The organism is Pseudomonas persica, from assembly GCF_900291015.1.
In the GTDB taxonomy this organism is placed as follows: domain Bacteria; phylum Pseudomonadota; class Gammaproteobacteria; order Pseudomonadales; family Pseudomonadaceae; genus Aquipseudomonas.
The window spans coordinates 24,661-36,468 of sequence record NZ_OLKL01000003.1 but is presented as its reverse complement, the minus strand read 5'-3'; the positions used below and the strand labels follow the sequence as shown (position 1 = coordinate 36,468).

Below are 11,808 nucleotides of genomic sequence, written 5' to 3'. Positions count from 1 at the left end.
GTCCCGCGTGGCTTGTTGTTTTTTGACGCGCCCAAGGGCGCACAAGCGAAGAGGCTCGACGATGAGTGCACTGGTTGGCGTGATCATGGGCTCCAAGTCCGATTGGTCCACCCTTAGCCACACCGCCGATATGCTGGAAAAACTCGGCATTCCCTACGAAGTGAAGGTGGTTTCCGCCCACCGCACCCCGGACTTGCTGTTCCAGTACGCTGAAGAGGCCGAAGGGCGTGGCATCGAGGTAATCATTGCTGGTGCCGGTGGCGCAGCCCACCTGCCAGGCATGTGCGCCGCCAAGACCCATCTGCCGGTGCTGGGCGTGCCCGTGCAATCGTCGATGCTGTCGGGTGTCGATTCGCTGCTGTCGATCGTGCAGATGCCAGCCGGCGTGCCGGTAGCCACCCTGGCCATCGGTCGTGCCGGTGCGGTCAACGCCGCGCTGCTGTCGGCCAGCATCCTCGGCGCCAAGTACCCGCAGTACCACGCGGCGCTCAAGCAGTTCCGCACGGAACAGACCGACACCGTACTGGACAATCCAGACCCGCGCCAGGCTTGAGGCTCAACCCATGAAGATCGGTGTAATCGGTGGCGGCCAGCTGGGCCGCATGCTGGCTCTGGCGGGTACCCCGCTGGGCATGAACTTCGCCTTCCTCGACCCGGCGCCGGACGCCTGCGCCGCGCCGCTGGGCGAGCACCTGCGTGCCGACTACGGCGACCAGGACCACCTGCGCCAGCTGGCTGACGAAGTCGACCTGGTCACCTTCGAGTTCGAAAGCGTCCCGGCCGAGACCGTGGCTTTCCTTTCGCAGTTCGTGCCGGTGTACCCCAGCGCCGAAGCGCTGCGCATCGCCCGTGACCGCCTGTTCGAGAAGAGCATGTTCCGCGACCTGGGTATCCCCACCCCGGCCTTCGCCGACATCCTCTCGCAGGCCGACCTGGACGCCGCAGTGGCCGGCATCGGCCTGCCGGCGGTGCTGAAAACCCGCACCCTGGGTTACGACGGCAAGGGCCAGAAGGTGCTGCGCACGCCTGAGGACGTGGTCGGTACCTTTGCCGAGCTGGGCAGCGTGCCGTGCCTGCTGGAGGGCTTTGTGCCGTTCACCGGCGAAGTGTCGCTGGTGGCCGTGCGTGCCCGCGATGGCGAAACCCGCTTCTACCCGCTGGTGCACAACACCCACGAAAGCGGCATCCTGCGCCTGTCGGTTGCCAGTCAGGCGCACCCGCTGCAGGCCCTGGCCGAAGACTACGTGGGCCGCGTGCTCAAGCAACTGGACTATGTGGGCGTGATGGCCTTCGAGTTCTTCGAAGTCGACGGTGGCCTGAAGGCCAACGAAATCGCCCCGCGCGTGCACAACTCCGGGCACTGGACCATCGAAGGCGCCGAATGCAGCCAGTTCGAGAACCACCTGCGTGCCGTCGCCGGCCTGCCGCTGGGCTCGACCGCCAAGGTCGGCGAGAGCGCGATGCTCAACTTCATCGGTGAAGTGCCTGCGGTGGACAAGGTGGTTGCTATCGGTGACTGCCACCTGCACCACTACGGCAAGGCCTTCAAGGCCGGTCGCAAGGTCGGCCACGCCACCCTGCGCTGCCACGACATGGCCACCCTCGAGCGCAAGATTGCCGAAGTAGAAGCCCTGATCGGCAACTGATCGAACTTCTACCAGCGGCTTGCCCTCTGAAATGGCGACAAGCCAAAGCGCTGTCTAGGCTTTGGCTTGTTCCAACTTCACTGCAGAGGGATTGCCATGGGTATCATTGGAACCATCTTCATCGGCCTTATCGTCGGCCTGCTGGCCCGCTTCATCAAGCCGGGTGACGACAGCATGGGCTGGGTCATGACCATCCTGTTGGGGATTGCCGGCTCCCTGCTGGCCACCTACGGCGGCCAGGCGCTGGGCATCTACCAGGTCGGGCAGGCTTCGGGTTTCCTTGGCGCGCTGGTCGGTGCCGTGATCCTTCTAGTGGTCTACGGATTCATCAAGAAGCGCTGAATAGTGGTTAGAATGCCCGGCAATTCATTCGAGTTGCCGAGCATTTTCATGCGTGCCTTTTTCCTCGCTCCACTGCTGTTCGCCAGCGCCCTGGCCCATGCCGAACTGCCTGAAACCGACTGGCTGGAGCTGATGCCCGAGTCGGACCAGCAGGCGCTCGAGCAAATGCCCGATATTGATCACAACTCGCCGGAAGCGATGGGCACCTTTACCGACAAGGGTGGCCTGAAGCAGAGCAAGGGCCTGCCGGCGGTGATGTACTCGACCAGGACTGTGGCGGCCATGAACGGCAAGGACATTCGCCTGGGCGGCTACCCGGTGCCGTTGGAGAGCGACGCCAAGGGCAACAGCACGCTGTTCTTCCTGGTGCCGTACCCGGGCGCGTGCATCCATGTGCCGCCACCACCGCCTAACCAGCTGGTGCTGGTGCGCTACCCGCAAGGCCTGAAAATCGATGACATCTACACACCGCTGTGGGTCAGCGGCAAGCTGAAGGTGGAGAAGGTCAGCAATGACCTGGCCGATGCGGCCTATGCGCTGGATGCGGGGAAGGTGAGGCTGGTGGAGGATGCAGACCTCTGATTGCCTGCACCACAGGTACCCCACAGCATTCAGGGCTTGTGGAGAACCTGTGGGAGCGGGTTCACCCGCGAAGAGGCCGGTACAGGCGCTGCAAGACTCAGATCATTTCACAGCTAATCCTGACCCCCAGCGAGCTGCTGGCTCCAGGCTTCAATTCCACCAGGTCATCCCACACATTCGCCGTCTCGATGCACAGCATCCGCTGCCACCCGTCATCGGCCATGTCCGGCAGTTCCTTGGCCCGCTCGGTCCAGGGGTTCCAGATCACCGCCGAGCGCGACCCGCTGCTGGTCAAGGTAATGCGCCGCTCCCAATGCGGGTCGACGATGCTCAGGTTTTGCGGGGTCGCCAGGTAGATCCGGTCAGTCTCCCCGGCAAACCCCAGCGGCCCCTGCTGCTGGCGCTGCTCCCAGCCAGCCAGGGTCTCGATATAGCCCAGCCCTTCGACCCCTTCGACCCGCGCCTGGCGCACATCACTGACCGCGAAGTAGCTGTGCAGGGCCTGGCTGATGGTTACGGGGGTATTGCCCATGTTGCGGCTGGTCAGGTTCAGTTGCAGGTCTTCGCCCAGTTCCACTACCAGCTTCAGCTCGACATCATGAGGCCAGCCAGGCAGGTCGCCCTGCGCTTCTGGCAGCTCGAATTCGATGCGCAGACCGTCGCCCGCTTCCTCGATACCCAGTAACTGCCAGTCGCGCGCGCGCGCCAGGCCGTGGGCAGGTGCCTGCTCACCACGGTACATGGCCTGCACGGCCTGGGGGTTGCGCTGCAGGTTGCCGAACCACGGCCAGCACACCGGTACACCGGCGCGTACCGACTTGCCCTGACGGAAGATGGCCTGGTCGCTCAGCCACAGCAGCGGTGGCTGGCCAACGCGCTGGTAGCTGAGGATCTGCGCGCCCTGCTGGGCGATCAGTAGTTCGGCGTGGACGCTGCTGATACGCCAGCAGTTGAGTTCGCCATGTTGCTCGGTTACGACCTGAAAGGTAGCCATTGCATTCATCTCATTGATTGCCAGTGGGCCTTGGACCCGGGCACATGCAATGAGTTTACCGCCGACGTGGCTCAGCGACGAGGTACGGAACGGGTGCGGCCACTGCCGTCGATGGCGACGAAGACGAACACCGCTTCGGTGACCTTGCGCCATTCGCTGGACAGCGGGTCGTCGCTCCACACTTCGACCATCATCTGGATCGAGCTGCGGCCGATTTCCAGGGTCTGGGTATAGAACGACAGCTGCGCGCCAACGGCGACCGGTACCAGAAAGGCCATGCGGTCGATGGCCACGGTAGCCACGCGGCCACCGGCGACACGGCTGGCCATGGCGGTGCCGGCCAGGTCCATCTGGGCGACCAGCCAGCCGCCGAAGATGTCGCCAAACCCGTTGGTCTCGCGCGGCAGTGCGGTGATCTGCAAGGCCAGGTCGCCTTGCGGGATAGGATCTTCTTGTTCGAGCTCAATCATGCGATGGGGCCTCTGACCCGTGACGCTTTTCGTTGGTGTGGCGCAAAGGCCGGGTAAACGATTCAGCTTGAAACATACTACGCCGATTTCGTTTCACTGGGCGGCCGTAGGGAAACTCTGCGAAACCGCCTGACAATAATGACCGGCGTTTTCGCACAACATCCCACGCTAGGAGCAACCTTTTCCTACGAATGGCCAGTATATAGAGCATAACGGCCAGCGACGACCGCACATTGATGAATATCTGTACGGATTTTGTATCGCTTTCGGCACAGCTCAGCAATTTGCTATCTTCGCTTGTCTCCCAATCCAGAAGCCGCGTGCCAAGCGGCCTGCACGCCCTACAAAGAGAACAATCAGCGATGACTTCCGTGCCGAGCAGTATCGAGCAGCCCTCGCGGCCGCTGACCCGCAGAGACTACAAGACCCTCTCACTGTCCGCTCTGGGCGGCGCACTGGAGTTCTACGACTTCATCATCTTCGTGTTCTTCGCCACGGTGGTCGGCAAGTTGTTCTTCCCCGCCGACATGCCTGAATGGCTGCGCCTGATGCAAACCTTCGGCATTTTCGCCGCCGGCTACCTGGCGCGGCCGCTGGGCGGCATCATCATGGCCCACTTCGGCGACCTGCTCGGGCGCAAGAAGATGTTCACCCTGAGCATCTTCATGATGGCGCTGCCGACCCTGATCATGGGCCTGCTGCCGACATACGCACAGATCGGCATGTGGGCGCCGGTGCTGTTGCTGCTGATGCGCGTGATCCAGGGGGCGGCGATCGGTGGCGAGGTACCGGGTGCCTGGGTGTTCGTGTCCGAGCACGTGCCGGAGCGCAACACCGGTTACGCCTGCGGCACCCTGACCGCAGGCCTGACCGCGGGCATCCTGCTTGGCTCGCTGGTGGCGACCCTGATCAACAGCGTCTACAGCGCGCAGGAAGTGGCCGATTACGCCTGGCGTATCCCGTTCCTGCTCGGCGGTGTGTTCGGCCTGTTCTCGGTGTACCTGCGCCGCTGGCTGCACGAAACCCCGGTGTTCGCCGAGATGCAGCAGCGCAAGGCGCTGGCCGAGGAGCTGCCGTTGCGCGCGGTGCTGCGTGACCATCGCGGCGCGATCATCCTGTCGATGCTGCTGACCTGGATGCTGTCGGCTGCCATCGTGGTGGTCATCCTGATGACCCCGGCGTTGCTGCAGAGCATCTACCACATCAGCCCTACCGACTCGCTCAAGGCCAACAGCCTGGCCATCGTGCTGCTCAGCTTCGGCTGCATCGGTGCTGGCAGCCTGGCCGACCGCTTTGGCGCGGGCCGGGTGTTCGTGATCGGCAGCCTGCTGCTGCTGCTGACCTCCTGGGCCTTCTACCACAGCCTGCCGACCCGGCCCGAGCTGCTGTTCCCGCTGTATGCGGTGACCGGCCTATGCGTTGGCGTGATCGGCGCCGTGCCTTATGTAATGGTCAAGGCGTTCCCGGCGGTGGTGCGCTTCAGCGGGTTGTCGTTCTCGTACAACGTGGCCTACGCGATCTTTGGCGGGCTGACACCGATGGTGGTGACTGCGTTGCTGAAGGTGAGCCCGATGGCGCCGGCCTACTATGTGGCGGGGTTGTGTGCCGTTGGTCTGCTCGTGGGCCTCTATCTGCTCGCCAACAAGCGCTGATCTGCGCCAGGGCTACTGGCCTCTTCGCGGCTGAAGCCGCTCCCACAGGTACGCTGCCGGCCCTGTGGGAGTGGCTGTCTTGATCAAAATCTCAAAAATTGTGCAGCCCCTGTGGGAGCGGCTTCAGCCGCGAAGAGGCCGTGCCTGCCTTGCGCGTTTTTTGAACTTTGAAAGCCGCTGGCTTCTTCATATTTGAAACATGCTGAAAGAACTGAACAGGGACAGATGAATATGTAACGCAGTCGCCAACCGTTGGATCGTCAGCCTGAGCCATGCAGAGAAGGAGAATCTGTATGGCTCAAAACACACTTCATGATAGTTCCACGGGTGATGTCGTCATCACCCCAGGCTCCTCCGGCTTCAGTAGCGGCGGGGGCGGTTTTTTCAGTATTGGTGGTGGCGGTGGCTTCGGTGGTGGCTTTGGCGGCTCCAGCAGTCGCCGCCGGAAGAAGCGCGCCAAGGCACGAGCTGCTGCCTTGGCGCGTGCCAGGGCCGAGGAGCAGGCACGTCAAGCGGCGGCTGCCAAAGCTCGTGCCGAAATGCTCGCTGCAGCGCATCGGCAACAGGTCGAGGCCTACCGCCAGGCGCGTGAAGCTCGGCGTGCGCAACTTGACGCGCACTTCGCTGGCCAGGCGCAAGGCCTGGCGCAGGCGCTTCAGCAGGAGATCGACGCAGCGCGCAAGCCGCCTGAGCATGATGGCGGTGAGCGTTGGCAGCTCTATCTGATCACCAAAGCGCGAAACGAAACCAATGGGCTTATAGCTGCCAAACAGCTCGAACTGGCGAATCGGCAGGCTTTGGCTGGGGCTTTTTCGGGCCACGACATTACGGCGGATGCGTATGCCGCCCGGCTGGCGGGACTGGCTACCGCCCAGCAGATGCAGCAAATGCATCACGCTTGGGAAGCCGCCTATGTGGCGGCCTCGGAGGCTCGTTTACTGCAGGAGGCCATTGCCCAGCTGTCGGAGCGTTCCGCCGCGTTGGTTGTCGAGTATGCCCAGCAGGAACAGCTGTGGATTGCCAGGGAAGCCGAGTGGAAGCGCCAGCGGCAATACGCTGAGCTGCGCGAATCCAGAATTCGCTACAAGCAGCAGGTGGACGAAGACCGGTGCCTGTTGCGGCTGAAGGGGGCCGCCACGCTGACCGTGCCGGTCGCGGCTGCTTCGGCGGGTGGCGTGTTGCTTGGCCAGGCGGGCGCGCAGGTTGCGGCTGAGCTGGCAACGGCTATCGAGCAGGCGATTGCCAATGCGGCCAAGGAGGTGCTGAGGGTTGCAGCCATCCGCCTTGGTCAGGCGGTCAGCCTCTCGGCTACTGCCATGCTGTACTCGCCGGCACTGGCTGATGGCGAGCTGACCGAAGCCCAGCGCAGGCGGCACTTCGAAGGTTTGGGTATACGCGCAGACCTGCTGGGCATTGCGCCAGGGCAGGATCTTCAGGCTATCGCCGATGCTGGTGGGTCAGCCCGTCTGGGCCAGCGCATCAAGATCGAACATCTGCCAGGTGGCAGTGCGATAGCGGTGGCCACTACAGGCACCGGAATAGCCCCCGAAGTCCGGGTCAGAAATGCCGTTTTCGACCCTGTCACCGATACCTATCGAGTCGAGGCAGAGACGCCCGACGGTAAAACCATCGTTCTGGGCAACGCTGCTGCGGTGTCGGCAAGCCCAGCCAACGGCCGGATGCTCGCGCTTGAACCACACGCTGCAGAGGTCGGTGCTGGTGTCGACCTTCGCTTCGATGACTGCATCGTCTGTGTCCCGGGTCATCTGCCTCAGTATTTTTCATTCGTAGTGCCGCCAGCGGGTACCGGTGTGGTCAGCGGTGGTGGCCAGGTGGCTGGCGCTGGCTGGTGGCCGGCGAAGGGCGCTGCGGCAGGCGTGGCAATGCCGGCGCAGGTCGGCAATCAGCTACGCGGCCATCTGTTCACGGGCATGCCGGCCTTCGAAAGCGCGGTATGGCGGACCATTGCAGCGGAGCAGGAGCTGCTCAGGCAATTCGATGAGGTAAACCAGCGTCGAATCATCAGGGGCTTTCCACCGGTGGCCCCGAGAGCGAGCTGGAGTGGTGCGCGACACGCGTTCGAATTGCGTCATGTGGCAGCCGCGGGTGTTGGGTCTGGGTTATATAACCTCGACCAACTGAGCATCCACACCCCTGCGGATACTCAGGGCGTGCTGCCGGCTATGCAGTCATACGCGCCCTGGTTCGCTGGCAGTGTGGCCTTGGCATTCGATGCGAGCCCAACCAAGGCCAGCCTTCGCGCACCTGGACGCCACTGGTGGCACCTGGCGCGGAACTGCTTGGCCCGACGCCCTTGCCGGAGGCTCCGCAGCTGCCGGGCATCCTGCCGGGGACCGTCACCGCTCCAGTGGGGCCAAGTCTTGAAATACTTCCCGGCGAGAACCCGGGCGAGACAGGGGCCATAATTCCCGGGTTCGGTGGCGATACGGATCTGCCCGCGCCGGGGCTGGTCAATAATGAGCCTGCGAAGCCTTTGGAGGTCGGAGAATACAAGGATTTGAGTAGGCGAAGTATCAATGACCTGATGGACGTTGATCACATAGTTTCTCGCAAGGCCTATCAAATCTTTATAACCAAAGCATTCACCAGGATTTCCCGTAAGGAGGTAAATGGATTGCTCCAGGCTGCTCCATCTATAGTTATTCCGGCGGAGGTTCATCAGAAATATAGTGAAACCTACGGCGGGAGAAACTCAAGAGCTAAACAACATGAAGATGCTACTGATCTGCGTAAGGCGGTAGATAGTAATCTGGATGCGTTGAAGCCAGGCTTGATTAAATACGGCTTCAGCGAAGTAGAAGTCGAAACCGCACGGCAACAACTGCATCAGCTTCATATTGAAAAAGGGATTTACTGATGGGAATGCTGAAGTTGGAAGTTTACCTGAATAACATCGGTGCCTCCTATGATGAACTCGTATCGGCTGGGGTTATTCCCTCTGGTGAGTTGGAGGAGATCTATGAAGGATCCTTTACTGTCGGTTATGAACCAGAATCTGGTGTGGATCTTGAGTTTTGGGCCGAAACTCGAACTTTTGAAGTTTTGCATTTCACGCTTGCTCCCACTATTCCTTTGCTTCCGGTGTTTGAGGGCAAGATGGATGAGCCATATGGAAGCTGCACCACGCGAGAAAAGGTATTAAGTGTTTTTGGAGCGCCGTCTGATTCAAAAGGGCCGTTTAAGATGCCTTTGCCCATGGGGGAGGTTGGTGGCTGGGATAAATTCGACTTGGGTGCATTAGGGTATAGCAATCTCAATGTGTTGTTTAAGTATGATATTGCGATGCGCGTAAGTGGTATTTCATTTTCGCTTAAAGAAACACGGTTCGATAGAATGCTCGCCAATCGCAATTCTTGAGGTGTTGAAGAATGCTTGATTCTAAAGCTTGTGATGAGGTTGGAATATGGAGTTGAGACGTGGCCTGGATCAGTACGAAGAGCAGTCTTTTCTTAAACTGGTCGAAGATATATGGCATGTAGAGACAGATAAGGTTTCTCATGATGCGCTGATAACCCATTTCAACCGCATAGTCGGCCATCCCGCCGGCAGCGACCTGTTGTTTTACTCAAATGCTGACGCAATCGGCGCCGTCAACTCTCCAGACTATGTAGTGGCAACGATAAAGTCATGGCATCAGAGAAACGGCCGAGCAGCCTTCAAGGGGCAGACCTTGCAGTCGCCACGGCTTCGCCGATCGCCTGCGCGCGAGCAGCGGGCCAGCCAGTCTTCCACCCGCAACCTGGAGAAAGTGCGCAAGTTGGTGGCAGAAGTCCAGGCTGCCGAGCAGCAGTTAACGCTGCAACTCGCTGAACTGGAGAATCAGCTGGCCATTGACCCTGGCGCCGGCACAGATGAGCAGCAACTGGCTGCCAGCCTTGCAACGTTGCGCGCGTTGGAAACCACGCAGCACCAGGCCAGGCGTGCGGTCAGTCAAGTCGAACGGCTACAGATGCCAGTCAAGTTCGCACTCGACGATGCCGTGCGCGATGCCACCAATCCTTATCTTGACGCTGCGACCCAGGCCATAGTGCTGCAAGAAATCACCGCAGGCAGCCAGCGTCATGCTGCGGCCTTGAGCATGGCACAAGTGCGTCACCCCGCTTTGTACGCCCGCGGCGTGGCACTGATCGAAAGCCTGGAGGCTGGTATCGCCCAGCTGGCCAAAGCCATGGCAACCGGTCCAGGTCATGGGCCTTTGACGCTGACCGCGGCGGCTAGTACGGCAAGCCGGTATCCGGCACTGCTGACAGCTCAGGGCTTGAGCCTTGAGGTCGCCGAGCAGCAACATCATCTGGTCAAGACCTTCCGCTCGGCTGTAGCAGAACTGGAGTGGCAGGCGACTTCCATGCAAGGTGACCACCCCGGTACGTATGCGGATGTCATCGAGTTCGTGCAGGGCACTCCAAGCGATGACCCGCGCTTCGCGTTGACGGTGCCGCTTGCTGAAATATTCGACGAAGGTTGGCAGGACTGGGCCGATCTGGCCGCTGCACGGGCAGAGGTGGAGTTGCCCATGCGCCTGTGCTCCATGGTGCGCGGTGCCCGCTCCGGCAGCACCAAGGGGGTCAAACCCTTCACCCGTTACTGCCACGTGCTGATGACCTCGACGCAGGGCATTATCGTGCCCTCGCATGTGCGTGTGCGGGCAGCAGATTGGGACGCCGCGCGGCAGGCGTTTGTCTTCACGACTGAGGGCGGGACTCCAGTGAGCGTGCTCTGGCAGACGGGCAGCGCACCCTACGCACCGCGAGATATCTCCCGGCCACCGGGCATCAGCTATCTGCGCATGCCCAATGTGCCTATCATAGAGCGCTTTACCGACCTGACGCAGGTTCGGTTCGATGACTATATCGTGGTGTTCCCGCCGCAGACTGGGCTGGCACCGTTGTACGTCATGTTCAGGGATCGCCGCGAGCTTTAGAGCCGTCAGTTTCGCGGCAATATAAAGTCAGGCCATCCCCGACAACCAGTGATGGCCTTTCATCCAATTGTCATAATGAAGTCATATCGTATTCATGCGGCCTACAGATACTTGGGCCCGTTCCATCCAACACCCCAATATTCCTGCTAGGAGCAAGGCATGAAACTGAAGCGTTTGATGGCGGCCCTCACCTTTGCCGCCGCTGGCGTTGCAACCGCCAACGCGGTAGCCGCTGTCGATCCTGCGATCCCGACCTACACCAAGACCACCGGTGTTTCGGGCAACCTCTCCAGCGTCGGTTCGGACACCCTCGCCAACCTGATGACTCTGTGGGCCGAGGCCTACAAGAAGGAATATCCGAACGTAAACATCCAGATCCAGGCTGCCGGCTCCTCCACCGCGCCACCCGCGCTGACCGAAGGCACCGCCAACCTCGGCCCGATGAGCCGCAAGATGAAGGACGTCGAGCTGCAGGCCTTCGAGCAGAAGTACGGCTACAAGCCAACTGCTATCCCGGTTGCCGTAGACGCCCTGGCTGTATTCGTGCACAAGGACAACCCGATCAAAGGCCTGACCATGGCCCAGGTCGACGCCATCTTCTCTTCCACCCGCCTGTGCGGTGGCAAAGCCGACGTCAAGACCTGGGGTGACCTGGGCGTGACCGGCGACCTGGCCAACAAGCCAGTCCAGCTGTTCGGCCGTAACTCGGTATCGGGCACCTACGGCTACTTCAAGGAAGAAGCCCTGTGCAAAGGCGACTTCAAGCCTAACGTCAACGAACAGCCAGGCTCGGCTTCGGTCGTGCAGTCGATCAGCTCCTCGTTGAACGGCATCGGCTACTCGGGCATCGGCTACAAGACTGCCAGCGTCAAGACCGTGGCCCTGGCCAAGAAGGAAGGCGGCGAGTTCGTTGAAGACAACGAAGCCAACGCCCTGAACGGCACCTACCCGCTGTCGCGCTTCCTGTACGTCTACGTCAACAAGGCCCCGAACAAGCCTCTGGCGCCGCTGGAAGCCGAGTTCGTCAAGCTGGTGCTGTCGCAAGCTGGCCAGCAGGTGGTGGTGAAGGATGGCTACATTCCGCTGCCGGCCAAAGTCGTCGACAAGACCTTGGCTGACCTGGGCCTGTCCCATGCAGGTAACGTTGCAAAAAAGTAAGTAACTGAGGGGGAGGCCGGTG

The 11,808-nt window shown here is 61.2% G+C and carries 12 protein-coding genes; 10 read left to right on the top strand and 2 right to left on the bottom strand.

The window, feature by feature from the left end; all coding sequences use genetic code 11:
* The first annotated feature begins 61 nt into the window (after positions 1-61).
* The 4 genes from purE (at position 62) to FQ664_RS00175 (ending at position 2,570) form a co-directional block, all read left to right on the top strand.
* Positions 62-553, top strand: a complete 492-nt coding sequence (gene purE / locus FQ664_RS00190) for a 5-(carboxyamino)imidazole ribonucleotide mutase (protein ID WP_003253304.1) — start codon at positions 62-64, stop codon at positions 551-553.
* 10 nt (positions 554-563) lie between these two features.
* Positions 564-1,646: a 5-(carboxyamino)imidazole ribonucleotide synthase gene (locus FQ664_RS00185; RefSeq protein WP_144169936.1), complete on the top strand. Its 1,083-nt coding sequence runs from the start codon at positions 564-566 to the stop codon at positions 1,644-1,646.
* A 96-nt stretch (positions 1,647-1,742) separates the two neighbouring features.
* Positions 1,743-1,988, top strand: coding sequence for a GlsB/YeaQ/YmgE family stress response membrane protein (locus FQ664_RS00180; protein ID WP_144169934.1), 246 nt, complete (start codon positions 1,743-1,745; stop codon positions 1,986-1,988).
* Positions 1,989-2,036: 48 nt separating this feature from the next.
* Positions 2,037-2,570: a DUF3299 domain-containing protein gene (locus FQ664_RS00175; RefSeq protein WP_474707130.1), complete on the top strand. Its 534-nt coding sequence runs from the start codon at positions 2,037-2,039 to the stop codon at positions 2,568-2,570.
* Between the two features lie 97 nt (positions 2,571-2,667).
* Here FQ664_RS00175 and FQ664_RS00170 read toward each other — a convergent pair whose 3' ends face one another.
* Entirely contained in the window at positions 2,668-3,564 is an 897-nt protein-coding gene (locus FQ664_RS00170) for a D-hexose-6-phosphate mutarotase (protein ID WP_144169932.1), read from the bottom strand.
* A 71-nt stretch (positions 3,565-3,635) separates the two neighbouring features.
* A complete protein-coding gene (locus tag FQ664_RS00165) occupies positions 3,636-4,034 on the bottom strand; it encodes an acyl-CoA thioesterase (protein ID WP_003253317.1) in 399 nt (132 codons plus the stop codon).
* Between the two features lie 362 nt (positions 4,035-4,396).
* Here FQ664_RS00165 and FQ664_RS00160 point away from each other — a divergent pair, with 362 nt between their 5' ends.
* The 6 genes from FQ664_RS00160 to FQ664_RS00140 all read left to right on the top strand — a co-directional run bounded on the left by FQ664_RS00160 (position 4,397) and on the right by FQ664_RS00140 (position 11,786).
* The gene (locus FQ664_RS00160; protein ID WP_144169930.1) at positions 4,397-5,686 is read left to right on the top strand and encodes an MFS transporter; all 1,290 of its coding nucleotides are present in this window, start codon (positions 4,397-4,399) and stop codon (positions 5,684-5,686) included.
* Positions 5,687-5,979: 293 nt separating this feature from the next.
* The gene (locus FQ664_RS00155) at positions 5,980-8,112 is read left to right on the top strand and encodes an S-type pyocin domain-containing protein (RefSeq protein ID WP_256675776.1); all 2,133 of its coding nucleotides are present in this window, start codon (positions 5,980-5,982) and stop codon (positions 8,110-8,112) included.
* 119 nt (positions 8,113-8,231) lie between these two features.
* Positions 8,232-8,564, top strand: coding sequence for a hypothetical protein (locus FQ664_RS27685; protein ID WP_256675775.1), 333 nt, complete (start codon positions 8,232-8,234; stop codon positions 8,562-8,564).
* Positions 8,564-9,064 carry a DUF6392 family protein gene (locus FQ664_RS00150; RefSeq protein ID WP_144169928.1) on the top strand — a complete coding sequence of 167 codons (501 nt, stop codon included), beginning with the start codon at positions 8,564-8,566 and terminating at the stop codon, positions 9,062-9,064. Before FQ664_RS27685 ends, FQ664_RS00150 begins: the two co-directional genes overlap by 1 nt.
* 46 nt (positions 9,065-9,110) lie before the next feature.
* Positions 9,111-10,628 (top strand): S-type pyocin domain-containing protein, encoded by a 1,518-nt coding sequence (locus tag FQ664_RS00145; protein ID WP_144169926.1) that lies wholly within the window; start codon positions 9,111-9,113, stop codon positions 10,626-10,628.
* 159 nt (positions 10,629-10,787) lie between these two features.
* Complete coding sequence (locus FQ664_RS00140; protein WP_013974822.1) at positions 10,788-11,786, top strand: phosphate ABC transporter substrate-binding protein PstS; 999 nt, start codon at positions 10,788-10,790, stop codon at positions 11,784-11,786.
* The last annotated feature ends 22 nt before the right edge of the window (positions 11,787-11,808 follow it).